Source organism: Microbacterium sp. C23T (assembly GCF_053345975.1).
Window position 1 is genome coordinate 13,788 of record NZ_JBKFBD010000008.1, and the last position, 26,431, is coordinate 40,218.

Sequence of the window (26,431 nt, forward strand, 5' to 3'; positions counted from 1 at the left end):
CCCCCACCCATGGTGAATCAACGAGGAGGAACCTTGACGACCGCGACGGATGCCTCGACCGCGACGTTCGAGGGCGACCTGGCCGCCGTCTACCACCGGCAGGCCGGCGCCGACCGTGCCTTCGGCGCGGCCCTCGCCTCCCTCCTCGCTCCCGCAGACCGTGCGCTCCCGGTCGCGACCTCCGCCGACCGCACCGTCTGGGGGCCCGACGGCAGCGCCGACGCCGTCGCCATCGCGGACGTGCTCGCGCGCGCCGACGAAGACCTCGGCCGTCCGTGGGGCGTCCCGCTCGCCACCGCCGCGGCGCGCATCCACGACGACGGCGACCGCGTCGGGTGGGAGACCGTCGTCTTCGAGCGCCAGTTCCGCCTCGCCCGCGCGGCGGTCGCCGCCGCGCACCACGCCGACGACCCCGCGCTCGGCCCTGCGTGGCTCGCCGAGGTGCTCGACGGCGTGTGGCTGATCTGCGAGCAGAGCACGTGGTGCTGGCCCGCTCACGACGATGCGTTCCGCGAGCGCGGCTCCGTGCTCCCGACGGTGACCGCGCCGTACCTCGACCTCGGCGCGGGCGAGGCGGTCGCCCTGCTCACGTGGGTCGACCAGCTCCTCGGCGCACGGCTCGAGGCCCGGTACCCCGGCATCCGTTCCCGCATCCGCCACGAGGCGCGCGTGCGTGTGTTCCAGCCGTTCACCGAGCGCCGCGACTGGCACTGGCTCGGGCTCGACGGCGACGTGCACAACTGGAACCCGTGGATCCACGGCAACGTGATCATCGCCGCGCTGCGGCTGCTCGACGACCCGTCCGAGGCCGAGGAGCGCGCGCGCACCATCGCCCTGGCCATCGAGGGCATCGACCGGTACGTCTCGGTGCTGCCGGCCGACGGCGCCATCGACGAGGGGTACGCGTACTGGTGGAACGGCGCGTGCCGCGCCCTCGAAGCCCTCGACATCGTGCGCCACGCGACCGGGGGAGTGCTCGACGCGTCCGGCATCGCGGCGCTGCGCGAGACCGTCGCGTTCCCGCATCGCATGCACCTCGGCGGTGACTGGTACCTGAACCTCGCCGACGGACAGGCGCGCGTCTCCGCCGCGCAGCCCTGGCACGCCCTGCAGCGTGCGGCGCGGAACGCGGGAGACACGGATGCTGCCGCCCATGCTGCGTCCCATCGCATCGCCGGCACGCCCGCGGCCACCGAGCACGAGGGCTTCGGGCGCCTGCTGCGCGGCATCACGGATCCCGCCTGGGTGGGCGCGGCGCGCGAGACGTCGCCGTTCCCGCGCGACGTCTGGCTGCCCTCCACCGAAGTCCTGCTGGCCCGTGAGCACGGCGGGACCCCGCGCGGCCTGACGGTCGCCGTCAAGGGCGGGCACAACGGCGAGCACCACAACCACAACGACGTCGGCTCGTTCGTCGTCGCGTCGGACGGCGTGCCGGTCGTCGTCGACGCGGGCCGGCCGACGTACACCCTGCAGACATTCGGGCCCGGCCGCTACGACATCTGGACGATGCAGAGCGGGTGGCACAACGTGCCCGTGATCGGCGGCGTCGAGCAGAGCCCCGGCGCCGGGTTCGCGGCATCCGACGTCGAGGTATCCGTGGATGACGCGTCGATGTCGCTCGACCTCTCGGGTGCGTACGCCGGCGCGACGCCGTGGCGGCGCACGGTGCGCCTCGAGCGCGAGACGCGACGCGTCGTGATCGAGGACGCGTGGCAGCGCCCGCTCGTCGAGCGAGCAAGGAACGAGCGAGACGAAACGCGCCGGACGGACGAGAAGACCCAGGTGCGGATGCTGCTGGCCGGCGACGTGCACCGAGGGGCCGCATCCATCACGGTCACGCCGCTCGACGGCGCGACCCCCGTGCGGATCTCGTGGCCGGAGGGCGTGGAGGCGTCTCTCGTGGTGCGCGAACTCGACGACCCGGTGCTGTCCAGCGTGTGGGGCGCGCGACTCACCCGGCTCGATCTCGACGTGACGACGGCCGACGCGGTCGCCGTCACGGTAGAACTGGACCTGACGAACGCGGAGGACGCCCGATGACCGACCAGACTCCGGCGCTGCTGGCCGCGGAACGGCGGGCGCACGTGATGGCCACGCTCGAGCGCGACGGCGCCGTGCGGGTCGCGCAGCTCATGGACGAGCTCGGCGTCGCCCCGGTGACGCTGCGCCGCGACCTCGCCCAGATGGAGCGCGAAGGCCTGCTCGTGCGCGTCCACGGCGGCGCCGTGCCTCCCGCGGGAGGATTCGACGACGTCGAGCCGGGGCATCCGCTCACCTCCACTCGTACCGGATCGATCGCGATGCTCGTGCCGTCGCTGAGCTTCTACTGGCCGAGCGTCGTGCGCGGGGCCGAGACCGAGGCGACGCGCCACGGCCTGCGGGTGGTGCTGCGCGGTGCGTCGTACGAGCTGCAGGACGAGCGCCCGGTGCTCGAGCGGCTCGTCCACACCGAGGGCGTGCGCGGGCTCGTCGTCGCGCCGAACACCGACACGCCCCACGCGCAGGACGTCGTGCAGTGGCTCGCCGAATGCGGTGTCCCCAATGTGCTGGTCGAGCGAGACGCGGTGGTGCTGCCGGACGGCAGCCCCGTCGAGAACGTCACGACCGACCACGCGCTCGGCGCCGTGCTCGCGGCCCGGCACCTCGCCTCGCTCGGCCACCGCCGCGTCGGGCTGATCATCGCTCGGGACTCGCCGACCTCGCGCAAGATCGCCGCCGGCTGGCAGGCCGCCTGCCTCGAGCTCGGCCTCACCCCGTCGGATCACTTCGAGACGAGCCTGCCGCCGCGCACGAGTCCCGACTTCTCGGCGGTCGTCGACGCCACGCTCGACGCGGCGCTGTCGACCTCGGTCACGGCGATCCTCGTGCACTCGGACCCCGAGGCGATGGCCTTCGTCGACCTGGCGCTGAACCGCGGCATCTCGGTGCCCGGCGACCTGTCGGTCGTCGCGTACGACGACGAGGTGGCCGAGCTCTTCACGCCCGCGCTCACCGCGGTGAGCCCGCCGCGCAACTCGGTCGGTCGCGCGGCCGTCGACCTGCTGGCGCGGCGCATCGAGGATCCCACGCGCCCCGTGCACCGCGTCGTGCTGAACCCCACGCTGAACGTCCGCGGCTCGACAGCTCCGCCCCGCGGCGCGTAGGCGCGGAAACGCCCGGGGCTCGCTAGAGTTCCGCCATGGGGGAGGACGTCCCGGCACAGGAGTTCACCCGCGCCGACCGCACACGCCATCGCGAGAAGGTCCGGCGCAACCTCGACGTGTTCGCGCGCATGCTGCGCGAAGCGCACTTCGACACCGACGACCCGCTGACCGGCCTGGAAGTCGAGTTGAACCTCGTCGACGACGCGGGAGACCCGGCGCTGCGCAACGCCGAGGCGCTGGAAGCGATAGCGGATGCTGCGTTCCAGACCGAGCTCGGACAGTTCAACATCGAGATCAACGTGCCGCCGGCGCGCCTGCGCGAAGGCGGCCTGACGACCTTCGAGGAGGGGCTGCGGCGCAGTCTCAACCATGCCGAGGAGCGGTCCGCGACGGTCGGCGCTCACCTCGTGATGATCGGCATCCTTCCGACGCTCGCGGAGGGACACCTGCGGCCCGACAGCATCAGCGCGAATCCGCGGTACCGGCTGCTCAGCGAGCAGATCCTCGACGCGCGCGGCGAGGACATCCTGATCAAGATCGACGGGCCGGAGCGGCTCCTCACGACGGCGGATTCGATCCTTCCCGAGGCGGCCTGCACCAGCACGCAGCTGCACGTCCAGACCTCACCCGACTCGTTCGCGGCGTACTGGAACGCCTCGCAGGCGATCGCGGGCGTGCAGCTCGCGATGTCGGCGAACTCGCCGTATCTGCTGGGCACGGAGCTGTGGCGCGAGACGCGGATCCCGCTGTTCGAGCAGGCCACCGACACCCGCAGCGAGGAGCTGAAGGTGCAGGGCGTGCGGCCGCGGGTCTGGTTCGGCGAACGCTGGATCACCTCCGTCTTCGACCTCTTCGAGGAGAACGTCCGGTACTTCCCGGCGCTCCTGCCGATCGTCCACGACGACGACCCGATGGCCGTGCTCGACGACGGCGGCATCCCGGCGCTCGCCGAGCTGCGCCTGCACAACGGCACGGTCTACCGGTGGAACCGCCCGATCTACGACGTCGCGGACGGCGTGCCGCACCTGCGCGTCGAGAACCGCCTGCTCGCCGCCGGGCCCACCGTCGCCGACATCATGGCCAACGCCGCGTTCTACTTCGGACTCGTGCGCGCGATCGCCGAGAACGACCGGCCGCTGTGGTCCCAGCTGTCGTTCACCGCCGCCGAGGAGAACTTCCACAGCGCGGCCCGCGACGGCATCGACGCCCAGCAGTACTGGCCCGGCGTCGGCCAGGTGCCCGCGACGGAGCTCGTGCTGCGTCGCCTGCTGCCGCTCGCGCACCGTGGTCTCGAGGCGTGGGGGGTCGAGACGTCCGTCCGAGATCGCCTGCTCGGCATCATCGAGGGCCGGTGCCTCACCGGCGTCACGGGCGCCGGATGGTTCACGGACCGCATGCACCGCCGGGCCGACATGGACCGCTACGATGCGCTGCGCGCCACGCTGCTCGAGTACCGCGAGGCGATGCACACGAACGAGCCCGTGCACACCTGGGAGTGAACCCTCCCGGAGCAGTCAGCCGGCGAGGGCGGCCGCGCGCCAGTCGGTGAGCACGCGAGCCGCAGCGCGTGTGTGGGCCCAGGGCATCTCGGGCACCTCGAGCCGCCCCTCTGCGAGCGCCAGCGACAGCGCGTCGGCCTCGGCGGCCATCGGCTGCACGACCGGCAGCTCGACGACGCGCTCGTCGGTCCCGCGGCGCACGATCAGCGTCGACGGGCTCTCGGTGCGGCTGCCCCAGACGTTCGGCAGCACGACCTCGGCGTCGGCGAAGCGCAGCACGCCGGTGTCGGACAGGTTCTCGATCACCGACGTCGCGATGCCGGCCGTCAGGTCGCCGAACGCGAGCTCGGCGGACGCCGTGCCGTCGACGCCACCCACCAGCTCGGCCTCGAATGCCCGGTACTCCGGTGCGATCGGCTGCCCCGCCGCGGCCGCGAGGTCGATCGCGAGCGCCAGCGGGTAGCACCCCACGTCGAGGATCGCGCCGCCCGCGACCGCCGGGTCGAACAGACGACCCTCGCGCGTACCCGCGTCGAAGCCGAAGGCGCCCTCGAATCGCTGCGGTGCTCCGAGCTCCGCGCCGGCACCGAGCTCGCGCAGCGCCTCGGCAAACGGGCCGAAACGCGTCTTGAACGCCTCGAGGAAGGGCCGCTGCGTGCGCTCGGCGGTCTCCAGGATCCGCTCGACCTCTGCGAGCGTCGGGCTCGCGGGCTTCTCGCACAGCACGGCCTTGCCCGCTTCGAGTGCCCGGATCGCGAGGTCGGCGTGGGCCGTGTGGACCGTCCCGACGTACACCGCGTCGACGTCGTCGCGCGCCAGGATCTCGTCGTAGGTTCCGGATGCCTCGGCCCCGTGCTCCGCCGCGAACGCCGCCGCGCGCTCGGCCGACGAGCTGCCCACGGCATGCAGCATCCCGTGTTCCGAAGCCCGAAGCCCGACCACGAAGTCGCGGCTGATCCACCCCGGCCCGAGGACCGCCCATCTCGTCTGCGCCTGCGCCACGCCCCGATGCTACCGAGCCGTGGGCTCGTCACGCTCCGGTCAGGCGATCGGCTCCGCCGCCTCGCGCGCCGCGCGGGCGGAGGACCGGATCGCACCGATGCTCGCGGCGATGACCAGCGCGATGCCGAGGATCTCGAGCAACGTCATATGTTGTCCGAGGAATATGAAACCCGCGAGCGCCGCGGTGGCCGGCGCCAGGCTCATCAGGATCGCGAAGACGGCGGCCGGGAGGCGCCGGAGCGCGATGAGCTCGAAGGCGTACGGGATCGTCGACGACAGCACCGCCACGGCCGCGCCCAGCGCGACGATCTCGATCCGCAGGAGGGCGGCCCCGGCATCCGCGATCCCGAACGGCAGGGCGATGACGGCACCGATCGTCATCGCGAGCGCGAGCCCGTCGAGCTTGGGGAACGCACGCCCGACGCGCGCCGAGGAGAGGATGTAGAACGCCCAGCTGCCGGCGGCGCCGAGCGCGAACAGCACGCCGAGCGGGTCGAGTCGGTCCCATCCGCCGCCGCCCAGAGCCACGACTCCGGCGAGCGCCAGCAGCGCCCAGAGCCACGCCGACGCGCGGCGGGCCGCGACGATCGACAGCACGAGGGGGCCCAGCACCTCGATGGTCACGGTGACCCCGAGCGGAAGGCGCTCGAGGGCGAGGTAGAACAGGCCGTTCATCAGCGCGAGCACCAGGCCGAACAGCGCCACCGCGGTCCAGTCGGCGCGCGAGTAACCGCGCACGCGAGGTCGCGCGATCAGCAGCAGCACGACGGCCGAGAACACCAGACGCAGCATGACCATGCCGAGCGGCCCGACCTGCGGGAACAGCAGGACCGCGATCGACGCGCCGACCTCTTGGCAGGCGAGGCCGGCGATGACCAGCAGGATCGCGGGCGAGGTGCCCGAGCGGCCACCGCCCGCGATCGTCGCGCCTCCGGAGCCTGCTCCGGCGTTCACTCCGCTGCCGGAGGAGTGCAGACCGCGAGTGTGTCGATCGCGGCGTGGTACTGCTCGGCAGTCCAGGGAAGGCCGGCCTCCGGCGCCGTCTCGCCTGCCGTGGCGGGCGTCTTCGACGCGATCGCCGCGAGCTCCCACGCGAGGTACACGCCGACCGCGGCGTCGGCGGCGGAGTTGTTGAGGACGACGGCGACCGTCAACCCGGTCGTCGGGTCGGCGAATGCCGCGGTGATGTACCCGGGCACCTTGCCGTACTGTCCGATGAGCGAGCCGGCGATCAGCGCACCGCCGTCTGCCGTGTACCACGACGGTGCATCGGCGGCGACGGCCACCGGTGAGTTGAAGCGGTCGTCGTCCTCGACGAGCGAACCGGACGCCAGCGACTGCACATAGCGGCCGAGGTCATGGATGTCGGTGATCACGCCGGCGTCCGTGAAGCCGCTGCTCGACGAGGCGGCGGTCAGATCGATGGGCTGTGCGCAGTCGAGCGCTCCCTCGGCGTTGTTGACCGACTGCCCGCCCTTGAGCGCGCCCGAGGCGGGGAGCTCGCCGAGTGCGGTGGCGTCGAGCCCGAGCGGATCGGCGACGTAGTCGTGGATGAGGGCGGCGGCCGTCGACTCGGTCGCGCGCTCCAGCGCGAGGCCGAGCAGCACGTACCCGGCGTCCGAGTCGCGGTAGGCCGTGCCCGGATCGGACGTGCGCGGCTGGCCGAGGCCGAAGCTCGCGAGATACCGCGGATCCCAGTTCCGGTCGGGATTCGAGAGCCACGACGAGTACAGCTGGCCGGCATACGAGCCGATGCCGGACGTCCCGTCGCAGAGCTCGATGAGCGTCACGTCCTTGAGGTCCGGCACGCCCGAGACGTACTCGGTGATGCTGTCGTCGAGCTTCACCTTGCCCGCGGCGGCGGCCTCGAACAGCACGTCGCACGTCATGGCGCGCGTGACCTTGCCCGCACGGAACACCAGATCGTCGGTGACCTCGCCCCCGCCGTCCGGACGCTGCGTGCCGAGGCCGGCGACCCAGCTCCCACTCCACGGCGCCCACACGCCCACGATCGCGCCGGACGACCCGGTGACGCCCATCGCGTGGGTGACGGCATCCGTCAGCTGCTGCACGGTCTCGTCGGCGAAGGCCGCGGTCGTCTGAGGGGGGACGTCGGGCTGGATGTCGCCGCCGAAGGAGCACCCGGCGAGGAGCAGAGCGGATGTCACGGCACCTGCGACGACCGCGATGGCGCGTCGATGTGTGGAGCGGGTCCGCATTCTCACCCCCCGATGATCGTGCAATGAATTCAAACACACCAGAGTCGCTTGCGTTGAACGGCGATCCGTAGGGTGATGGCATGACCCATCACTTCGACGACGCCGCCCTCACCGGCGTGCTCGGCCACATGAACGGCGATCACGGCGACGACAACCTCCTGATCTCGCGGGCGTTCGCCGCGGACGCGGGAGCCGCGGACGCCGAGATCAGCGCCGCGACGATGACGGGGTTCGACGGGGATCGGGGCGTCTGGGAGGCCACGCTCGCCGACGGGTCGACGGCCGAGATCGCCGTGGCATGGCCGGGCGGCCCGATCACGGAGCGCCGCGAGGTGCGCCGGGAGATCGTCGCTCTCTATGACGAGGCGTGCCGCCGCCTCGGAATCGAGCCCCGCCCGCACGCATAGGAAATTGGTGGTTAGGTTCGCCTTATCTTCAGTTAGCATGAAGGTATGAGCGACCCGATCCCGTTCTCCACCGCCCTGCGCGAGCGCTCCAGCAGCTCGCACTCGTCGAGCGAGCACTCCGGCTTCATGGCCGACCTCATGAGGGGGGAGGGCACGCGCGAGGACTACGTCGCCCTCGTCGTGCAGCACTGGTTCATCTACGAGGCGCTCGAGCGCACCGCCGGCCAGATGCGCAACGACCCGGTCGCGGCCGTCTTCATCTCCGATAAGCTCACGCGGCTTCCCGCGCTGGAGGCCGACCTCGAGTTCCTGGTCGGCCCCGACTGGCGCGAGCAGATCGTGCCGCTGCCGACGACGCGCCGCTACGTCGACCGCATCAACGAGGTCGGCGCGACGTGGGCGGGCGGCTTCGTCGCCCACCACTACACGCGCTACCTCGGCGACCTCTCGGGCGGCCAGTTCATCGGGCGCCTGATGGCGCGCCGCTTCGGGTTCGAGACGAACGGCATCGGCTTCTACCTGTTCGACGACATCGCCGACCCGAAGGCCTTCAAGGACGTCTACCGCGAGCAGCTCGACGCCGCCCCGTGGGATGCCGCGGAGCAGGAGCGCGTCATCGACGAGGTGCTGCTCGCCTACCGCTTCAACACCGAGCTCTTCGAGGACCTCGCCGCCGCCAAGGCCGCCGAGGCCGCCCACGTGGCCTGACGCGCGTCAGGCCACGGGAGTGCCGCGCACGGCGGAGGCCATGAACCGCCGCACGTCGGGGTCGACCTGGATGTCGCGGGGGCGCAGCGGGCGCGAGAGGTACAGACCTTCCAGCGAGGTCAGTCGCGACAGCGCGACGTACGTCTGCCCGGGCGCGAAGGCACCCGAGCCGAGGTCGATGATCGCGCGGTCGTAGGTCTTGCCCTGCGACTTGTGGATCGTGACCGCCCACGCCAGCCGCAGCGGGAACTGGGTGAACTCGGCCACGATGTCGCGCGTGAGGGTCTTGGACCCCGGGTTGTACGAGTAGCGGTACTTCTCCCACACCGACGGCTCGACGTCGAACTCCTCGCCCTCGACGTCGACCCGCACGGTCTCGCCCGCGATGCGGGTGACCGTCCCGATCGTGCCGTTCACCCACCGCGGCGGCTCGCCGAAGGCGGCGGTGTCGTTGCGCAGGAACATCACCTGGGCGCCGACCTTCAGCTTGAGCTCGAGATCGGCCGGGTACGCGGCATCCCCTCGCCCGAAGTCGCCGTTGACCTCCGCCATCGCCGTCTGCTCCCGGCCCACGAGCTCGGTGAGGTGGCGGCGGTTGATGTTGTTGACGATGTCGTTGCGTGTCGCGAGCGTGATGATCGGGTGCTCACCGTCGAGCGGGTCCGGGGGAGTGCGCGCCCCGGTGGCGTTGAGCACTTCGGCGATGTCGGCCGTCACCCGGCCGTAGCGCACGGCGTTGAGCATCGCCTTGAACGCCGGGTCGGACTGCCGGTGGATGTCGACGAGCTCACGGATGTTGAGGTCGGCGCCGTACGAGCCCACATCGAGGATGCCGTCGGTCGCGGCCTCGCCCACCCACACCTTGGCGTCGAAGAACCAGAACGACCGGTAGTGGTCCTGCACGTACCGGAGCTCGTCGCCACGGGGCGGGACCGGTGCGAGCTGGTACGGGTCGCCGAACATGACGATCTGCGTGCCGCCGAAGGGCTCGCCGCGCCGCCCCCGCGCCTTGCGCAGCGAACGGTCGATCGCGTCCATGAGGTCGGCGTTGACCATCGAGATCTCGTCGATGACGAGGGTGTCGATCGCGTTCAGCAGCTTGCGGGTCGCGTCGGACTGGTCCTCGTCGTGCGAGCCGATGATGCCCAGCGGCAGCTTGAAGAGCGAGTGGATCGTCTGGCCCTCGACGTTGAGCGCCGCGACGCCCGTCGGGGCGCACACCGCGATCTGCTTGTTCGTGTTCCACGCGAGGTGCTGCAGCAGCGTCGACTTGCCGGTGCCCGCGCGCCCGGTCACGAACACGTGCTCGCGGGTGTCTTCGATGAGCCGGAACAGCGCCTCCTGCTCGGCAGACAGAGGCGGAGTGTTCACCGACTCATGTTAACGAGCGGATGCCGCCTGGCGGCCCTGCACGCCGCGAGCCGTGGACACCCGCCCGCTCTCCACAGGCTCCTCGGCCTCCCTCCAGCGCCCGGTGCCCGCGACGACCTCGTCCATGATCGCCCGGAACCGCGGGCACGTCGTGATGTCGTGGGATCGGCAGCGCAGCGCGTGCTCCGTCATGCGCCGCGAGCGCTCCATGTCGGCCGTGCGGCGCTCGAGGTCGGCGAGGTGCTCCTCGAGCACGCGATGCCGCTCGGGCGCCTGCTCGTCCAGCAGCACGCCGATCTGCTCGAGGCTCATGCCGGCGTTCTTGCTGCGCACGATCACGCCGATGCGCACCAGGTCGTCATCGCCGTAGCGGCGGCGCCCGCCGGCGTCGCGTCCGGGCCGGAGCAGCCCGACGTCCTCCCAATGCCGCAGCACGTTCGTGGGCAGCGAGAACCTGGCGGCGGCGTCTCCGATCGGCAGACTTGACTTCATGTCGACATGAAGTCACAGGATCGAGGCAGACGCAACCCGACGAGAGGATCCCCATGTACGACGTCATCGTGATCGGCGGCGGCCCGGCCGGCCTCCAGGCCGCGCTCACCATCGGCCGCATGCACCGCGCCGTGCTCCTGCTCGACTCCGGCGAGTACCGCAACGCGACGGTCGAGCACGCCCACAACTTCCTCACCAACGACGGCCGCAGCCCGGCCGAGCTGCGCCGCATCGCGCGCGAGGAACTCGCCGCCTACGACACCGTCGAGGTGCGCACGACAGCGGTCACCGCCGTGTCGGGATCCCTCGGCGACTTCGAGGTGACCACCGCCGACGGCACCGAGCGCGCCGCGCGCCTCGTGCTGGCGACGGGCATGCGCGACGAGCTGCCGTCGGTTGCCGGCCTCGGCGAGCAGTGGGGCCGCCTCGTCGCACAGTGCCCGTTCTGCCACGGCCACGAGTTCGCCGGCCGGCGCGTCGGCATCCTCATCGACGGCGAGCACGCCGGGATGATCGAACGGATGCTGCGTCCCGTCGTCGCCTCCGTCTTCATCGCCCGCCCCGACGACGTCGCCCTCGTGACCGAGGTCGACGGCGGGCTCGAGCTCTCGCTCGCCGACCGTTCGGTCGAGCACGTCGCCGGGGTCTTCACTGCCGCCACCGCGACGCAGCGCGCCCCGTTCGCTGCCCAGCTCGGCTGCGGCAGCCTCCCGAGCGGCGGTGTGGAGATCGATGCGATGGGGCGCACCACGGTGCCCGGCGTGTACGCGGGCGGCGACATGGCGCACCTGGCGGCTGTTCCCGGTCCGATGGTGTCGTTGGCCGCCGCGATCGCCTCCGGCCAGCTCGCCGGCGCCAGCGCCGTCCGCGACGCGATCATGCCCTGACTCACGGGGGCGCGTGAACGGCGAGTGGACTTCGAGTCCCAACTTTGCGTTCCACAGGGGCCTCCCGGCCACGATTTCCTAGACTGGGCCCGTGGACCAGGGGGTGATGGACACGTCGTCCGGTCGCGCGGGTGCGCCTCCGGCCGGTCCGGCGACCCCTGACACGGCGCGCGTGACGCCCGATTCGCCGGTCATCCAGCCTCCCGCCAAACGGCGGACCCGCCGCCGCCTCGCGCTCGATCTGACGCTGCTCGGCATCGTCGGCGTGGTTCTCGCCGGCGCCGTGTTCGCGGCGTGGGGAGTGATGCAGCGCGAGTTCTACAGCCCGAAGGCGTTCGTCGAGCGCTACGTCCAGCTGCTCGCCGAGGGGCGTGCGGCCGATGCGCTCGCGGTGCCCGGCGTCGCGGTGAGCTCTGCCGAGCTCGAAGAGGCCGGCCTGCCGCCCACGGCGTCCGAGGCGCTGCTGCGCAGCTCCGCGCTCGCCCCGATCCGCGATGCGCACGTCGTGTCCGAGGAGCACGACGGCGACATCACCCACGTCACCATCGACTACACGGCGCGCGGGCACGACGGTCGCACGACGTTCTCGGTCGAGCGTGACGGCTCCATCGGCCTCGCGCCGACGTGGCGGTTCGCGAAGAGCCCGCTCGCAGTGATGAACCTCGGTGTCACGGGCTCGATGATCTTCGATGTCAACGGCTTCGAGCTCGACAAGCGCCAGGTCTCACCCGACGGCGCGGACGCCGACCCCGCCGCACCTGTCTCGCTCCTCGTCTTCTCACCCGGGCTGTACTCGGTGTCGGTCGACACCGCGATCTCGAGCACCCCCGGCGTGGCGGTGCTCTCCGACAGCCCGTTCCGTGCGATCCCCGTCAACGTGGTCGCCCAGCCGACCGAGAAGTTCCTCAGCGTCGTGCAGGAGAAGGTCGAGGAGTTCCTCACCTCCTGCGCGACGCAGGAGGTGCTGCAGCCCACCGCCTGCCCGTTCGGCTACTTCGTGGAGGACCGCATCACGTCGGCCCCGAAGTGGTCGATCGTGTCGCAGCCGACCGTCGCCGTCGAGCCGGACGGCGCCGGCTGGTCGATCCTCGCGGCAGAAGCCGTCGCGCACATCGATGTCGACATCCGCTCGCTCTTCGACGGCCGCGTGCGCGCCGTCAGCGAGGACGTCCCCTTCATCGTCAAGGGCACGATCACGGTCCGCCCCGACGGCACCGCGACGATCGTCGTGACCGGCCCCGACACGACCTAGCGCCGCCGGCGCACAGGCCGCCCCGCCTTTCCGCCATGATGGGTGCCGGGGTCGATGATGAGGTCGCAGGAAGGCATCGCACGGTGGATTCCCGCCGTCGCGACCGTGCGCGGCTACCAGCGCGCATGGCTGTGGCCCGACGTGCGGGCGGGCATCGTCGTGACCGCACTGCTGATCCCCGCGGGCATGGGGTACGCCGAGGTCGCGGGGCTTCCTCCCGTGACCGGCCTGTACGCGACGATCGTGCCGCTGCTGGCGTATGCGGTGTTCGGTCCCTCGCGGGTGCTCGTGCTCGGCCCGGACTCGTCGCTCGCCCCGATCATCGCCGCCGCGATCCTCCCGCTCGCGCTCGGCGACCAGTCGCGCGCCGTCGCGCTCGCGGGGCTGCTGGCGATCATGGTCGGCGCGCTGCTCGTCATCGGCGGTCTCGTGCGCCTCGGATTCGTGACCGACCTGCTGTCCAAGCCCATCCGCGTCGGCTATCTGAACGCGATCGCGGTCATCGTCATCGTGTCGCAGCTGCCCAAGCTGCTGGGGTTCTCGGTCGACGCGCCGTCGCTGTGGCAGGGCGCGGTCGCGATCGTCGAAGGCATCCTCGACGGACGCATCGACCTGCTCGCGGCCGCGTTCGGCGTCGGCTCCCTCGTCGTGATCTTCGTGCTCAAGGCCGTGCGGTTCCGCGTGCCGGGCGTCCTCGTCGTCGTGGTGGTGTCGATGGTGCTCACCGGGGTCCTCGGCCTCTCGGACCGGCTGAGCGTGGTCGGCGCACTGCCGCAGGGCCTCCCCGCGCCCGCCCTCGGCGGGCTGGAGTGGACGGATGTCGCATCCCTGGCGCTCCCCGCCGCCGGCATCGCGCTCATCGCGTTCACCGACACCGCCGTGCTCTCGCGCACGTTCGCCGCCCGCCGGGGCGACAGCGTCGACGGCAGCCAGGAGATGGCCGGGCTGGGCATCGCGAACGTCGCGGGCGGAGCGCTCGGCGGGTTCCCGGTCTCGGGATCGTCGTCGCGCACCCCGGTGGCCGAGCAGGCGGGGGCGCGCACCCAGCTCACCGGCGTGGTCGGCGCCGTGCTGCTCAGCGTGTTCATCCTCGCCCTGCCGGGACTCACCGAGCTCCTCCCGTCAGCGACGCTCGCCGCCGTCGTCATGAGCGCCGCCATCGGCCTCATCGACGCGCGCGGAGTCGTGCGGCTCGTGCGCATCAACATCGTCGACGCCGTGCTCTCGGCGGCCGCGTTCCTCGGAGTGCTCGTCTTCGGCGTGCTCGAAGGCATCGTCATCACGATCGGCCTGTCGTTCATCGCCTTCGTCAACCGCTCGTGGCGCCCGTACAAGGCAGAGCTCGGCCGCGTCGCTGGCCTCCGCGGCTACCACGACCTCTCGCGCAATCCCGAGGGCGCCCGTGTTCCGGGCGTCGTGATCGTGCGATTCGACGCCCCGCTGTTCTTCGCGAACGGCGCCATCTTCGACGACTGGGTGCGTTCCCGTGTGCGGTCCGCGGGACCGGACGTCCGCACCGTGATCCTCGCCGCCGAGCCCATCACCGACATCGACACCACCGCGGCCGACGAGCTCGTCGAGCTCGACGAGTATCTTCAGGCACGTGGCATCCGTCTCATCATCGCCGAGATGAAGTCGCCGGTCGTCGACACGCTCGCCCGCTACGGCCTGACGGACCGCTTCGCTCCCGACCGCTTCGCCCCGACCGTCGGCGCCGCGGTCGACGAGGTCACGGGCACGCTGCGGGGCGACATCGGCGGGACGAAATGGGATGCTGAGCCCCCGGCTCCACGCCGCGCCACGGGCGACGACACCCTGGGCGACCCGGAAGCGTAGTTCTCAGCCGCCGGTGCGCGCGTCGCGCTCGGCGAGCGCCGCGAGCCGCGCGTTGTACTCCTCGAGCTCCGCGTCGCCGGTGCGGTCGGCGTGGCGGTCGCGTCGCTTGGTCTCGCGGTCGTCGCTGCGGCTCCACTGGATCGCCACCGTGATCGCGAGGATGAGCGTGGGGATCTCGCCGATCGACCAGGCGATGCCGCCGCCGGTGTACTGGTCCTCGAGAGGCGTCGCACCCCACGTGCGGCCCATCGAGCCGAACCACTCGGCGATCATGAGGCCCTCCTGCATCATGATCGCGATGCCGAAGAAGGCGTGCATCGCCATCACGCCGATGAGCAGGAGCAGGCGCCCCGGATACGGCAGGCGGTAAGGCACCGGATCGATGCCGATGAGGCTCATCACGAACAGGTACCCCGTGATGAGGAAGTGCGCGATCATCCACTCGTGGCCGAGGTGGTCGTACAGCGACCAGCGGAACAGATCGGTGTAGTAGAAGACCCAGAGCGAGCCGATGAAGAGACCTGCGGCGACGAACGGGTTCGTGAGGATGCGCGCCACCGGCGAGTGCACGACCCAGAGCAGCCACTCGCGGCCGCCGCGGGTGCCGTCGTCGCGCTTGTGGATCGCGCGCGCGGCGAGCGTGATGGGAGCGCCCGGCACGAGCAGCAGGGGGATCGCCATGGTCAGGAGCATGTGCCCGACCATGTGCATGCTGAACAGGTAGTCCTGGTAGACGTTGATGACGCCCCCGGTGACCCACACCAGCAGCAGCCAGCCGACGACCCACATGATCGTGCGGTACACCGGCCACGCGTCGCCGCGGCGGCGCAGACGCCACACGCCCACGAGGTAGAAGAAGATCGCGAACCCGGCGATGACCGCCCACAGGAGGTCGACGTTCCACGCCGTGATCCAACGGTCGAGCGTCAGCTCGGGCGGGAGCGGGGCGCCGGTGAGGCGCTCCGCGGGCGTGGGCGTCTTCGGGATCAGCGGAGCGACCGGCGGGGGCGTGCGCGCGAGGGCCGCCGCCGCGCCGCTCGCGACGCCCATCAGCACGAGCTCGAAGGCGATGAGGGTCCAGAACGATCGGGTGGCGGCATCCTGGGTCCGCATCTTCCCGATGAGGCGGGTGCGGTACCAGGCGCCGAAGAGGCCGAGCGCGATGAGCGCCAGCACCTTCACGCCGAGGATCAGGCCGTACGGCGAGATGAGCGCGGACCAGTCGCGCAGGCCGATCGCGGCCCGCACCGTGCCCGACACGGCCACCACGACGAACGCGGCGAGCGCGATGCTCGAGTAGCGGGCAACGGTCGCGACGCTGTCGCCCTGGGACTGCAGCGGCCGCACGATCACGATGAGGAGCAGGCCGCCCAGCCACACCGCCGCGGCGATGATGTGCAGGATCAGCGCGGTCATCGCCTCGTGGTGGAACGCCTCCTCGCCGGAGTGGCCCTGAGTGCCCATCGGGACGAGGGATGCCGTGGCCAGCAGTGCCACGAAGAAGGTCGCCGTCCACGAGCGCACGGCGAAGGTCAGCACCGTGAGGGCGGCACCCGCGATCGTGGTGATGAGCCACGTGCGGCCGACCTCGGTCTCGACGATGAAGCGGCCGAGCTGCGCCCCGAACTCCGGACCGATGCTGAGGACCGGATTGAACGCGTCGACGAACGTGAGGAACCCGGTGGCGGCCGCGGCCATCGTGAACACGGCGGCCGAGATCGACGCGGTGTCGAGTGCGACGTCGAACTCGCGATCCCCCGCTCGCAGCGTGAACAGCGCCGTCACGAGCACGCCGACCATGCCGGCGGCCGAGAGGTTGACGAAGAGCTTCGCGGTCGGAAGCCCCCAGCGCACGAACGGCCCGGGGTCGGCGATCGCGAGCGGCGCGGTGCCTCCGCCGAACGCCAGTGCCCACACCATGACTGCGAGTGCGGCCACGACGAGGATGGCGGGCCCGACGGCCCGCAGGGCGCGGGGGTTCACGCTTCCAGCCTACGTCGCGGTGCCTGTGCGGTTTCCCGCCCAGAGACGCAGAAGAGGGGATGCCGCGGGTCGCGGCATCCCCTCTCCAGAGGTCTGCGTCGGAATTACTTGACGGCGGCCTTCAGCTTCGAGCCCGCGGTGACCTTGACGCGCTTGCCCGCGGGGATCTTGATCTCCTCGCCGGTCTGCGGGTTGCGGCCCGTGCGAGCCGAGGTGGCGACCTGCTCGAACGCGATCCAGCCCGGGATCGAGACCTTGCTGCCGGCGGCGACCGCGTCGGAGACGGTGGAGAAGAGGGAGTCGAGCACGCCAGAGACGGCGGACTGGCTCTGGCCGGTCGCGCTCGCGATGCTCGCGACGAGCTCGGTCTTGGTGATGGTCTTGTCGGCCATTTGGTATGTCCTCCAAAGACGACGAGTGCCGTCTTGTCATTGCTCGGACCGGACGGCTTCGCCCCCCGGCTGGTCCTATCGACCGGTCCCGAATGTACCCGACCTGGCCGACAGAACCGCGTATTTCTGCGGATTTCTGCCGATTAGGACCGCGTGTCGTGTGAAAAGAGTGACAAATGTGGCTCGTGAGCCTCGATTACGCCGACAGCGTTCAGCCCTTGTGCGCGGCGATCAGTTCGCGGGCTGTGCGGGCGAACGCCGGGCCGACCCGGTCCTGACCGTCGAGATAGCCGCCCACGAGCGCCGCATCGCGCAGCAGGACGAGGGATGCGGCGACCCCCTCGGGATCCCGCAGCCCCGCTCCCTCGGCCAGTTGCCGGAGGGTTCCGCGGAACCACTCGCGATGGTCTGCGATGAGATCGCGCACCGGCCCCTGGTCGGGGTACTCGGCCGCGGCGTTGATGAAGGGGCAGCCTCGCGTGTGCCGGTCGCGGATGTCCTGCTCGATGCCCGCGACCACGAGATCGAGGAGCACGTCGGGGTCATCCGACGCCTGCGCCGCCTGCGCGAACAGCGCCCGCAGGCCCTGGTCCTCCCCCTCGAGGTAGGCGAGCACGAGACCTTCCTTGCCCGCGAACTGCTTGTACATCGTGGCCCGCGTGACGCCGGCCTCCTCGATGATGCGATCGACCCCCACCGAGTGGATGCCCTCGTTGTAGAAGAGGTCGGTGGCGGCGTCCAGCAGACGCTGACGGGCTGACGACGGTCGGGATACCGCGGCGGGCGCGGCGGTTGTGGAGCTCATGGATCCCCCTCCATTCCTTCCATCGTGCCACCGTTTCTGCGCGCTGACCGGGCGCGGAATCGGGGTGGGGACGAGGCATCCGGAATCATTTCAAGAATTTCTGGGAATAGTCTTGCATAGATAGAACGTTCGGTCTACCATCGGATTCATCAGCCGGAGACACACCAGGATCCGGAACCTGAGACCACAACCGAAACCACCGCACGACACCCCTGAGGAGCAGGAAATGAACACCACGACCAAGACCCCCATCGTCCTCATCCACGGCCTCTGGATGACCCCCAAGAGCTGGGACACCTGGGCCGAGCGCTTCCGCGCCGCCGGCCACCAGGTCATCGTGCCGGGCTGGCCCGGTATCGACGACCGCACGGTCGAAGACATCCGCAACAACCCCGAGGCGCTCAAGGGCATCGGCCTGAAGCAGATCGCCGACAACTACGAGCGCATCATCCGCGAGCTCCCCGAGAAGCCGATCATCATCGGCCACTCCTTCGGGGGAGTCCTGACCCAGATGCTCGCCGACCGCGGCCTCGGCGTCGCGTACGTGGGCGTCGCCCCCGGACAGACCGCCGGCGTCACCACGCTGCCGCTGTCGACTCTGTGGACCGGCACGCCGATCCTGTCGAACCCGTTCGGCCGGAACGGCGCCAAGCCGCTCTCGAAGCGCCACTTCCACTTCACGTTCGGGAACGATCTCCCGCGGGAGGAGTCCGACAAGCTCTGGGAGGAGTACGCCGTCAACTCGTACAACCGGGTCTTCTTCGAGGGCGTGGCGTCGGTGCTCAACGAGAAGGGCGGCGTCACCCGCGTCGACTACGGCCGCACCGACCGCGCGCCGCTGCTCATCATCACCGGCGAGATCGACCACGTCGTGCCGCCGGCGATCGGCAAGGCGGTCGTGAAGAAGTACCAGAAGTCCGGCAGCCCCGCGATCGTCGAGTACAAGGAGTACGAGGGCCGCACCCACCGCCTGGTCAGCCAGGACGGCTGGGAGGAGATCGCCGACTACGCCCTCCAGTGGGCGACCACGCACCAGGTGCGCGAGACGGCCGCGGCTCCTGAAGCGGAGGCGGCACAGTAGACGGATGCTGCGCCCCCGCGCCGCGGGACAGCACCCGGCCGTCGAGCTCCCAGCCCGTCTGGTGGTTCGGTGGTCGGGTGGTGTCCCGGCCGGTGTCCGCGGTGGGACGCAGAGGCCCGGGGTTCGCAAGAGCCCCGGGCCTTTCCCGTGCCTCAGGCGTGCAGCCGCCGCAGCGCGGCCACGACGTCGTCATGCCAGCGACGAGCCGCCGGCAGTGCACCCGTGAAGATCGCGGTGTCGTGGGTCACGCCCTGGTACCGCACGACGCTCGCGTCGACGCCGGCTCGGCGCAGCGCCGCGCCGTACGCGTCGCCGTCGCCGCGCAGCGGGTCGTACTCGGCGGTGAGGATGACGGCGGGCGGCAGTCCTTCGTGCGAGGCCGCGAGCAGTGGCGAGGCATACGGCTGACGGGCGTCGGCCGTGCGGGCGAGATAGGTCCGCGCGACCGACCGCAGCTCCCGCACCGTCAGGAAGCGCGGGATATGCAGGGCGCGCATGGCGCCGAGGTCCATGTGCGAGCCGGTGAGGTCGACGACGGGCACCTCGAGCACCTGCACGCCGAGCTGATGCCGCGAACGGTCTCGGTTGAGCAGGGTCACCGCGGCGGCGAGGCATCCGCCCGCCGAGATGCCCAGCACCCCGATGCGGCTCGGGTCCACACCGACCTCGCCGGCGGACGCGAAGAGCCACTCCAGCGCCGCGTACCCCTGCTCGACCTGCGCCGGGTAGCGGTGCTCGGGCGCGAGGGCGTAGTCGACGGCGGCGATCGCGACGTGGGCGTCGACGCAGCGACGGCGGTACGCGGCATCCGTCGTCGGATAGTCGATGCCCCCGATGCGGAAGGCCCCGCCGAAGAACGCCAGCACGGCGGGCACCGGCGCGTCGCCAACGACCGACGGGTGGTAGATCCGCACGCGCACGGCGGGATGCCCCGGTACCGGGACGTGGTGCTCGGTGATACGGACTTCCGGGCCGGGTGTGCCAACGGTGCTCAGCTCGGTGCGGTCCCACGCGAGCGCCGCGCGACGGTGCCGGGCGCGGGCACGGGCGTGCGGGCCGACGTCCTGACCGGATCTGGCCTTCTTCGCCGGCTTCGCGTTCGCGTCGACGGACGCCGCGGCGGGGACGACCGGCACGCGACTGAACGGCCAGAGCGCGGTGAGGCGGGTCCTCACGGTGCTCATCGCCTGATCGAACATGTACCGGCGGTGCACTCGCAGGCGCTCTTCGAAGAACGGGTCCAGCGGCATGGATCCATCCTCCCGCCCCGCGGCGGCGACAGGCACGGTCCTTGACAATGCGGAAGGCCCGGAGTTCGGAAGAACCCCGGGCCTTCGCGCCGGCTGCGCCTACTCGCCGGACTCCTGCGCGAGCTTGGCGTCGAGGGCCGCCCCGACGTCGGCCGGAGTGGCCTGACCCTGCGCCATGAGCTGGATCTGCGCGACCAGCTCGGTGTACAGCGCGTCCTGGTACTTGGGCCACGAGATCATCGGCAGGTAGAACTTGCCGTCGAGCAGGGCCTGGAACGGCACCTCGAGCGACTCGTCGATCGTCGGGGTGTAGTTCGACGTGGTCGTCATGTCGTTCGTCTGCTCCTGGAAGATGCGCACGCCGTCCTCGCTGGCCAGGAACTCCAGGAACTTCTTCGCGGCCTCCGGCTCCTTGGCGGCGGTGTTGATGGCGTAGCCGGGCGACGCGGCGCCGGTGAAGAACGGCTCGCCGCCCTCCTGCGGCACACCCGCGAACGTGAACTTCAGGTCGGGGTTGGCCTCGCGGACCGTGCCCACGTCCCACGGACCCGTCGTGATCATCGCGACGCGCCCGCCGACGAACTCGTCGCGCACCTGGTCACCCGTCAGGCCGACCATGTCGGGGCTGAGCACGCCTTCCGAGATGAGCTCGTCCCACGGGGTGAGCGGGTCGGTCCAGAGGTCCTCGAAGGTGGACTCGCCCGCGAAGATCTGCGCGTCGACGTCACCGCCCTGCTCGTAGTTCGCCAGGCCCACGCCCGAGCCCAGCGAGGTCGGGAAGCCCTGCCAGGACTCGAGGAACGGCACCACCCCTGCGCTCTTGAGGGTCGTCAGCATCTCGACGAAGCCGTCCCAGTCGGTCGGGAACTCGTCGTAGCCGTGCTCGGCGAGGATGTCCTCGTTGTACATGATGCCGGAGGCCCACGAAGACAGTGAGAGGCCGTACGCCTCGCCGCCGGGCCCGGCGTAGGTGGCGGTGTTGAACTCGGACGCCACGTCCATGAACGGCTCGTCGCTGAGGTCCTCGACGAATCCGCCCTCGATGAGGTTCGTCTTGTTCTCAGCGGCGATGAGGAACACGTCGGCGGCGGTGTTGGAGCCGAGGCGGTTCTGCAGGGTGGAGATGTACTCCGCGACCGGCGGCGCCGAGGAGAACTCGATGCGGATGTCGGGGTTCTCCTCCTCGAAGGCTTCGATCACGGGCGTCATGGTCTCCTCGTTCGACCACGAGAAGAACGTGAGGGTCGTCCGGTCGTCGGCCGGTGCACCTGAGCAGCCCGCCAGCGCCACGGCCGTGGCGAGGGCGGCGGCACCGGCGGCGAGCCGGATCGACGTGCGGGCGGAGGGCAAGGTGTGCGTCATTGCTGTGCCTTTCGGTTGTTGGATCGTTACAGGTTGCGGAAGCATCCGCGCGTACCGCCGTGCGAGCGGTGCATCTCAGCCCTTGACGCTTCCCGCGATGAGGCCGCGCACGATGTGGCGCTGCATCGCGATGAAGAAGATCACCATCGGGATCAGGACGATCACGCTGAGCGTCAGGAACATCGGCCAGTCGGTCGTGAACTCGCCGACGGCCTTGTACGTCTGCAGGACGAGGGTCTGCTTCTCGGTCGAGCTGATGAAGACGACCGGCAGCAGGAAGTCGTTCCAGACCCACATCGTCTGGAAGACGCCGACCGTCACCAGGATCGGCCGGATGAGCGGGAGGGCGATCCGCCAGTAGATCTGCCACGGCCCGGCGCCGTCGATGCGCGCGGCCTCGATCACTTCGCCGGGGAGAGTCCGCATGTAGCCGACGATGAGGAAGTAGCAGAACACCGCCCCCGCGGAGTAGAGGATGATGAGCCCCTCGAGGGTGTCGACGAGCCGCGCGTCGCTCAGCAGCCGGTACAGCGGGATCAGGGTCACCTGGCCGGGCACGAGGAACGCGATCACCAGCAGCACGACCATCAGCCGCGACGTCCGCATGATGACCGAGAACGCGGCCATGGACCCGATCAGCAGCATGAGCAGGATCGAGGCGACCGTCACGTACAGCGTGTTGAGGAACGCCTGCGCGACGGGGATCTCGGTGAACACGCGGATGTAGTTGTCGAGGTTGAACGTGGCCGGCAGGGCCAGCGGAGAGGCCGTGGTCTCGGCCTGCGTCTTGAGCGTGTTGATGACCAGGTAGTAGAACGGCAGCCCCACCAGCACGGCGAGCGGGATCATGACGAGGCTCGTGACGATCGCGCTCGGGCGCGACAGCACGCGTTCACGACGGCGCACCGTGAGGGCGGGGACGGATGCTGCGGGCACGGCGGCTTCGCGGACGCTCATGAGAACCTCCCCTCGAGGCGGCGGGAGAGGAAGAGCTGCAGGGCGACGATCGCTCCCACCGCGATCATGAAGATCACCGCGAGCGCGGACGCCTGACCGTACTTCGCCTGCGAGACGCCGTTCTGGATGATCGTCTGGGTGATCGTGAAGGTCGAGAAGCCGGGGCCGCCCTTGGTCAGCGTGATCGGCAGGTCGTAGACCTTGAGCCCGCCCGTCATCAGCAGCAGCCAGCTCACCGTCATCGCCGGGAGCAGGAGCGGAAGAGTGATGTAGAAGAAGCGCTGGAGTCCCGACGCGCCGTCGATGCGGGCGACCTCGTAGTAGTCGCCGGGGATCGACTGCAGGTAGGCGAGGTAGAGGATGGCGTGCCAGCCGGTCGAGGTCCACACCGCGACGGCGATCACGCTGATCTGCGCCAGCGTGCTGTTCGACAGCCACGGGATCGGCCCGATGCCGGCGATCGACATGAGCAGCGAGTTGAGCGCTCCCGATCCCAGCGGGTTGAGGATGAAGCCCCACACCAGCCCGAGGATCGCCACCGACGGGATGGCGGGGAAGAAGAAGATGGCGCGCACCGCGTTGCGGCCGAAGAACGCCCGATCGAGGACGACGGCGAGCGGGATGGCGAGCGCCGTGATGATGATCGTCGTGGCGAGCGTGAACAGGATCGTGAAGCTCAGGCCCGCCAGCATCGAGGGGTCGGTGAAGACGTTCGCGTAGTTGCGGAACCCGACGAACTGCGCGTCCGACGAGTACCCGTTGAAGTCCGTGAAGCTCCACCACAGCGACTGCGCCAGCGGGATCGCGAACAGCACGATGAACACGATGATCATCGGCACGAGGAACAGGCCGATCCGCACCCGATCGGCGCGGTAGACGGGGCCGTGGCTGCCGACCGGCTGGCGCAGCCATCGCGACATGCGCCTTCCCGCCGTCACGAGGACCCGCGTGTCGGCCTCCGGCCTCTCTTCGATGAGTGTCACGTGATCTCCTTCGACCAGCGGAAGTGGACTGAATGCTACCTGTATCGTTACAACCGGTTTAGAGCCGGTACCGAACCCTCATGACGGGCTCATCCGGTCGACTCGCGCGCGACGACGCGGAACCCGGTCACGTGCTCCTTGGGCTGCCAGTCCGGCGCGTCCGCCAGACGGGCGAGCAGGAGGTCGACCGCGAGCCGGGCGACCTCGTCGTGATCGGGGTCGATGGTGGTGAGGCTCGGCACGCTGTACCGGGCCTCGAGGATGTCGTCGAAGCCGACCACCTTCACGTCGCCGGGGACCGAGACGCCGCGATCGGCGAGCCCGCGGATGACGCCCAGCGCGACGGTGTCGGTGATGCACACCACACCGTCGATGCCACCGCCGCCGTCGACCAGTCCGTGCGCCGCGAGGCGTCCGGACTCGGACGACAGCTCGCGCAGCTCGACGACCAGCGCAGGGTCCGGCTCGATGCCCCGCTCCTCGAGTGCCCGACGGTATCCCGCGTGTCGCAGCGAGGTGACGCTGAGGCGGCTCACATCGTCGCCCTCGACCATCGCGATGCGCCGGCACCCCCGGTCGATCACGTGCATCGTCGCGGCGTACGTGCCGTCCTCGTTGGGCAGGGCGATGTGGTCCACCGGCGAGTCGAAGACGCTCTCGCCCAGGATCACCATCGGCACGTCCGTCGTGAGCAGGTCGCGGTCGGCGGTGCCGAGGCCGACGGCCGACAGGATGAGCCCGTCGTACATGCGGGTGCGTGATGAAACGATGGCCGACAGCTCGTTCTCGCGGTCGGCGCCGGTCTGCTCGATCACGACGCGGTATCCCGCGTCCTGCGCCTTCGCGATGACGCGCGCCGCGAGCTGGGCGAAGTACGGCCGGTCGACCTCCGGCACGGCGAACCCGATCGTGTTGGTGCGCCCCGCGCGCAGGTTGCGCGCCGCGACGTTGACGCGATAACCGAGGTCGTCGATCGCCTTGAGCACCCGCTCACGCGTCTCGGCTCGCACGTGCGGGTGCTTGTTGAGCACGTTCGACACGGTCATCGGCGAGACGCCGGCGGCCTTGGCGACGTCGTGCAGGGTGGCCATTGCTGAACTCTATCCGTGGGCCGTCGGCCCGGCCGTCAGGCCAGCTCCAGCGACACCGTCGCGAACGAGTGCGCCGGCAGCGTGACACGCAGGGTCCCACCCTCGAGCTCGGTGTCGAGCGGGACCGGCGCTACGGCCTCGGGCGCCTCGGCCGTGTTGTGCGCGGCGGCCGAGTCTCCGGTGAGCACGCGGGCCGTCGCGGACGACACCGCGCGGCCGCGAAGGTCGACCTCGATGGTGAGGGATGCCTCGGCGTCGAGGTTGCTCAGCGAGAGCAACGCCGTCGAGCCCGTCGTGCTGGCCGACGCCGACACCACCTGCAGCGAGCGGCCGTCCGCCTCGCGGGCGTCGGGGGCGTCGAGGACGTGGACGGCGAGCGACGTGGCGTCGTGGTGGCCGCGGTTCATCTCGAACACGTGATACGTCGGCGTGAGCACGAGAGCTCCGGTCTCAGCATCCGTCAGCAGCATCGCCTGCAGGACGTTCACCGTCTGCGCGATGTTGGCCATGACGAGGCGGTCGGCGTTGCGGTGGAACGCGTCGAAGTGGACGGCCGCCACGAGGGCGTCGCGCACGGTGTTCTGCTGGTACAGGAACCCGGGGTTCGTGCCCTCCTCGACGTCCCACCACGTGCCCCACTCGTCGAGCACGAGCCCGACCTTGCGGCCCGGGTCGTACGCGTCCATGATCCGGGCGTGCGCGCTGATGACGCGCTCGATGTCCTGCGCCTTCGACATCGTCGCGTAGTAGTCCTCGGTGGAGAACGACGTGGCGCTGCCCTTGTGCTCCCACGTGCCCGCGAGCGTGTAGTAGTGGAACGAGATCGCCTGGAAGATGTTCTTCGGGTCGCGCTGGCAGCCGAGGCAGTTGAGCGCCTCCATCAGCGCCGTCGTCCAGGTCACGTCGTCATCGGACGCGCCGGCGGCGATGCGGTAGAGCTTGTTGTCGCCGTGGTCGCGGCAGAAGGTCGCGTAGCGGCGCGCCTCGGCCGCGAACTGCGGGGCGGTGAAGTTGCCGCCGCAGCCCCAGGCCTCGTTGCCGATGCCCCAGAACGGCACCTTCCACGGCTCGTCGCGCCCGTTCTCGCGGCGGAGGCTCGCCATCGGGCTGTCGCCGTCGCGCGTGAGGTACTCGACCCAGTCGCTCATCTCCTGCACGCTGCCGCTGCCGACGTTCCCGCTGACGTACGCGTCGGCGCCGAGCATCTCGCACAGGTCCATGAACTCGTGCGTGCCGAAGTGGTTGTTCTCGACGACGTCGCCCCAGTGGGTATTGACCATGCGCGGCCGCGACTCCTTCGGGCCGATCCCGTCGCGCCAGTGGTACTCGTCGGCGAAGCAGCCGCCCGGCCAGCGGAGGTTCGGGATGCCGATGCCCTTCAGCGCCTCGACGACGTCGAGTCGGATGCCGCGCTCGTGGGGGATCGGCGAGTCCTCGCCGACGTAGAAGCCGCCGTAGATGCAGCGCCCCAGGTGCTCGGCGAAGTGGCCGTAGAGGTGGCGGCTGATGACCGGACCGGGGACGTCCAGGTCGACGACGGCGCGGGCGCGGAGGTCGGGCACGGGTTTCTCCTTCGAAACATCGGGGTGAAGCGATTTGTAACGATACACACCACGATGGGTGATGTCGAGAACAAATGCGGAAGGCCCGGAGTTCCGAGGAACTCCGGGCCTTCCGGACGAGCTCAGCGGTCACTGAGCCTGTCGAAGTG

General features: G+C 70.5%; 23 protein-coding genes. 9 read left to right on the plus strand and 14 right to left on the minus strand.

All coding sequences use genetic code 11. The features are described 5' to 3' along the window. Positions 1-33: 33 nt before the first annotated feature. The 3 genes from ACLBXX_RS06140 to ACLBXX_RS06150 are packed head-to-tail and all read left to right on the plus strand — an operon-like array spanning position 34 to position 4,642. On the plus strand, positions 34-2,040 hold the full coding sequence (locus ACLBXX_RS06140; protein ID WP_447657302.1) for a heparinase II/III domain-containing protein: 2,007 nt from the start codon (positions 34-36) through the stop codon (positions 2,038-2,040). Then, positions 2,037-3,143, plus strand: a complete 1,107-nt coding sequence (locus tag ACLBXX_RS06145) for a substrate-binding domain-containing protein (RefSeq protein ID WP_447657303.1) — start codon at positions 2,037-2,039, stop codon at positions 3,141-3,143. Before ACLBXX_RS06140 ends, ACLBXX_RS06145 begins: the two co-directional genes overlap by 4 nt. Before the next feature lie 35 nt (positions 3,144-3,178). Next, positions 3,179-4,642 (plus strand): glutamate--cysteine ligase, encoded by a 1,464-nt coding sequence (locus ACLBXX_RS06150; protein ID WP_447657304.1) that lies wholly within the window; start codon positions 3,179-3,181, stop codon positions 4,640-4,642. A 15-nt stretch (positions 4,643-4,657) separates the two neighbouring features. Here the strand turns inward: ACLBXX_RS06150 and ACLBXX_RS06155 are convergent, their stop codons facing one another. From ACLBXX_RS06155 to ACLBXX_RS06165, 3 genes are all read right to left on the minus strand, one after another. Continuing rightward, positions 4,658-5,644 carry a Gfo/Idh/MocA family protein gene (locus tag ACLBXX_RS06155; RefSeq protein WP_447657305.1) on the minus strand — a complete coding sequence of 329 codons (987 nt, stop codon included), beginning with the start codon at positions 5,642-5,644 and terminating at the stop codon, positions 4,658-4,660. Between the two features lie 39 nt (positions 5,645-5,683). Beyond that, entirely contained in the window at positions 5,684-6,526 is an 843-nt protein-coding gene (locus ACLBXX_RS06160; protein WP_447657386.1) for an EamA family transporter, read from the minus strand. A gap of 68 nt (positions 6,527-6,594) precedes the next feature. Next, on the minus strand, positions 6,595-7,812 hold the full coding sequence (locus ACLBXX_RS06165) for a serine hydrolase domain-containing protein (protein ID WP_447657306.1): 1,218 nt from the start codon (positions 7,810-7,812) through the stop codon (positions 6,595-6,597). Between the two features lie 131 nt (positions 7,813-7,943). Here ACLBXX_RS06165 and ACLBXX_RS06170 point away from each other — a divergent pair, with 131 nt between their 5' ends. Then, on the plus strand, positions 7,944-8,270 hold the full coding sequence (locus tag ACLBXX_RS06170; protein WP_387142191.1) for a DUF2470 domain-containing protein: 327 nt from the start codon (positions 7,944-7,946) through the stop codon (positions 8,268-8,270). A gap of 45 nt (positions 8,271-8,315) precedes the next feature. Then, positions 8,316-8,978: a biliverdin-producing heme oxygenase gene (locus tag ACLBXX_RS06175; RefSeq protein ID WP_447657307.1), complete on the plus strand. Its 663-nt coding sequence runs from the start codon at positions 8,316-8,318 to the stop codon at positions 8,976-8,978. A 6-nt stretch (positions 8,979-8,984) separates the two neighbouring features. On the opposite strand, the gene ACLBXX_RS06180 is transcribed toward ACLBXX_RS06175, so the two are convergent. Continuing rightward, positions 8,985-10,349 (minus strand): ATP-dependent DNA helicase, encoded by a 1,365-nt coding sequence (locus tag ACLBXX_RS06180; protein ID WP_447657308.1) that lies wholly within the window; start codon positions 10,347-10,349, stop codon positions 8,985-8,987. 9 nt (positions 10,350-10,358) lie between these two features. Then, on the minus strand, positions 10,359-10,841 hold the full coding sequence (locus ACLBXX_RS06185) for a MerR family transcriptional regulator (RefSeq protein WP_447657309.1): 483 nt from the start codon (positions 10,839-10,841) through the stop codon (positions 10,359-10,361). A 53-nt stretch (positions 10,842-10,894) separates the two neighbouring features. On the opposite strand from ACLBXX_RS06185, the gene ACLBXX_RS06190 reads away from it, so the two are divergent. The 3 genes from ACLBXX_RS06190 to ACLBXX_RS06200 all read left to right on the plus strand — a co-directional run bounded on the left by ACLBXX_RS06190 (position 10,895) and on the right by ACLBXX_RS06200 (position 14,816). Then, positions 10,895-11,728 (plus strand): NAD(P)/FAD-dependent oxidoreductase, encoded by an 834-nt coding sequence (locus ACLBXX_RS06190; protein WP_447657310.1) that lies wholly within the window; start codon positions 10,895-10,897, stop codon positions 11,726-11,728. A gap of 106 nt (positions 11,729-11,834) precedes the next feature. Further along, positions 11,835-12,980, plus strand: coding sequence for a hypothetical protein (locus tag ACLBXX_RS06195; RefSeq protein ID WP_447657387.1), 1,146 nt, complete (start codon positions 11,835-11,837; stop codon positions 12,978-12,980). A gap of 57 nt (positions 12,981-13,037) precedes the next feature. Then, positions 13,038-14,816 (plus strand): SulP family inorganic anion transporter, encoded by a 1,779-nt coding sequence (locus tag ACLBXX_RS06200; RefSeq protein ID WP_447657311.1) that lies wholly within the window; start codon positions 13,038-13,040, stop codon positions 14,814-14,816. Between the two features lie 3 nt (positions 14,817-14,819). Here the strand turns inward: ACLBXX_RS06200 and ACLBXX_RS06205 are convergent, their stop codons facing one another. The 3 genes from ACLBXX_RS06205 to ACLBXX_RS06215 all read right to left on the minus strand — a co-directional run bounded on the left by ACLBXX_RS06205 (position 14,820) and on the right by ACLBXX_RS06215 (position 17,996). Then, positions 14,820-16,799 carry a cytochrome c oxidase assembly protein gene (locus ACLBXX_RS06205; RefSeq protein ID WP_447657312.1) on the minus strand — a complete coding sequence of 660 codons (1,980 nt, stop codon included), beginning with the start codon at positions 16,797-16,799 and terminating at the stop codon, positions 14,820-14,822. A gap of 104 nt (positions 16,800-16,903) precedes the next feature. Beyond that, positions 16,904-17,191, minus strand: coding sequence for an HU family DNA-binding protein (locus ACLBXX_RS06210; RefSeq protein ID WP_045301792.1), 288 nt, complete (start codon positions 17,189-17,191; stop codon positions 16,904-16,906). 211 nt (positions 17,192-17,402) lie between these two features. Next, the gene (locus ACLBXX_RS06215; protein ID WP_447657313.1) at positions 17,403-17,996 is read right to left on the minus strand and encodes a TetR/AcrR family transcriptional regulator; all 594 of its coding nucleotides are present in this window, start codon (positions 17,994-17,996) and stop codon (positions 17,403-17,405) included. 226 nt (positions 17,997-18,222) lie between these two features. Here ACLBXX_RS06215 and ACLBXX_RS06220 point away from each other — a divergent pair, with 226 nt between their 5' ends. After that, positions 18,223-19,077 carry an alpha/beta hydrolase gene (locus tag ACLBXX_RS06220; RefSeq protein WP_447657314.1) on the plus strand — a complete coding sequence of 285 codons (855 nt, stop codon included), beginning with the start codon at positions 18,223-18,225 and terminating at the stop codon, positions 19,075-19,077. Positions 19,078-19,229: 152 nt separating this feature from the next. On the opposite strand, the gene ACLBXX_RS06225 is transcribed toward ACLBXX_RS06220, so the two are convergent. From ACLBXX_RS06225 to ACLBXX_RS06250, 6 genes are all read right to left on the minus strand, one after another. Then, positions 19,230-20,327: an alpha/beta hydrolase gene (locus ACLBXX_RS06225; protein ID WP_447657315.1), complete on the minus strand. Its 1,098-nt coding sequence runs from the start codon at positions 20,325-20,327 to the stop codon at positions 19,230-19,232. 99 nt (positions 20,328-20,426) lie between these two features. Then, the gene (locus tag ACLBXX_RS06230) at positions 20,427-21,689 is read right to left on the minus strand and encodes an ABC transporter substrate-binding protein (RefSeq protein WP_447657316.1); all 1,263 of its coding nucleotides are present in this window, start codon (positions 21,687-21,689) and stop codon (positions 20,427-20,429) included. 75 nt (positions 21,690-21,764) lie between these two features. Beyond that, entirely contained in the window at positions 21,765-22,646 is an 882-nt protein-coding gene (locus tag ACLBXX_RS06235) for a carbohydrate ABC transporter permease (RefSeq protein WP_447657317.1), read from the minus strand. After that, positions 22,643-23,629 carry a carbohydrate ABC transporter permease gene (locus tag ACLBXX_RS06240; protein ID WP_447657318.1) on the minus strand — a complete coding sequence of 329 codons (987 nt, stop codon included), beginning with the start codon at positions 23,627-23,629 and terminating at the stop codon, positions 22,643-22,645. Before ACLBXX_RS06240 ends, ACLBXX_RS06235 begins: the two co-directional genes overlap by 4 nt. An 89-nt stretch (positions 23,630-23,718) precedes the next feature. Further along, on the minus strand, positions 23,719-24,720 hold the full coding sequence (locus tag ACLBXX_RS06245; RefSeq protein ID WP_447657319.1) for a LacI family DNA-binding transcriptional regulator: 1,002 nt from the start codon (positions 24,718-24,720) through the stop codon (positions 23,719-23,721). Positions 24,721-24,755: 35 nt separating this feature from the next. Then, complete coding sequence (locus ACLBXX_RS06250; protein WP_447657320.1) at positions 24,756-26,282, minus strand: alpha-N-arabinofuranosidase; 1,527 nt, start codon at positions 26,280-26,282, stop codon at positions 24,756-24,758. Between the last annotated feature and the right edge of the window lie 149 nt (positions 26,283-26,431).

Bases quoted from the DNA above. Each gene is read 5' to 3' on its own strand.
- ACLBXX_RS06175 (WP_447657307.1), top strand. From the start codon at position 8,316: ATGAGCGACCCGATCCCGTTCTCCACCGCCCTGCGCGAGCGCTCCAGC.
- ACLBXX_RS06225 (WP_447657315.1), bottom strand. From the start codon at position 20,327: ATGCCGCTGGACCCGTTCTTCGAAGAGCGCCTGCGAGTGCACCGCCGG.
- ACLBXX_RS06190 (WP_447657310.1), top strand. From the start codon at position 10,895: ATGTACGACGTCATCGTGATCGGCGGCGGCCCGGCCGGCCTCCAGGCC.
- ACLBXX_RS06230 (WP_447657316.1), bottom strand. From the start codon at position 21,689: ATGACGCACACCTTGCCCTCCGCCCGCACGTCGATCCGGCTCGCCGCC.
- ACLBXX_RS06170 (WP_387142191.1), top strand. From the start codon at position 7,944: ATGACCCATCACTTCGACGACGCCGCCCTCACCGGCGTGCTCGGCCAC.
- ACLBXX_RS06150 (WP_447657304.1), top strand. From the start codon at position 3,179: ATGGGGGAGGACGTCCCGGCACAGGAGTTCACCCGCGCCGACCGCACA.
- ACLBXX_RS06145 (WP_447657303.1), top strand. From the start codon at position 2,037: ATGACCGACCAGACTCCGGCGCTGCTGGCCGCGGAACGGCGGGCGCAC.
- ACLBXX_RS06235 (WP_447657317.1), bottom strand. From the start codon at position 22,646: ATGAGCGTCCGCGAAGCCGCCGTGCCCGCAGCATCCGTCCCCGCCCTC.
- ACLBXX_RS06245 (WP_447657319.1), bottom strand. From the start codon at position 24,720: ATGGCCACCCTGCACGACGTCGCCAAGGCCGCCGGCGTCTCGCCGATG.
- ACLBXX_RS06195 (WP_447657387.1), top strand. From the start codon at position 11,835: ATGGACACGTCGTCCGGTCGCGCGGGTGCGCCTCCGGCCGGTCCGGCG.
- ACLBXX_RS06200 (WP_447657311.1), top strand. From the start codon at position 13,038: ATGAGGTCGCAGGAAGGCATCGCACGGTGGATTCCCGCCGTCGCGACC.
- ACLBXX_RS06185 (WP_447657309.1), bottom strand. From the start codon at position 10,841: ATGAAGTCAAGTCTGCCGATCGGAGACGCCGCCGCCAGGTTCTCGCTG.
- ACLBXX_RS06210 (WP_045301792.1), bottom strand. From the start codon at position 17,191: ATGGCCGACAAGACCATCACCAAGACCGAGCTCGTCGCGAGCATCGCG.
- ACLBXX_RS06215 (WP_447657313.1), bottom strand. From the start codon at position 17,996: ATGAGCTCCACAACCGCCGCGCCCGCCGCGGTATCCCGACCGTCGTCA.
- ACLBXX_RS06220 (WP_447657314.1), top strand. From the start codon at position 18,223: ATGAACACCACGACCAAGACCCCCATCGTCCTCATCCACGGCCTCTGG.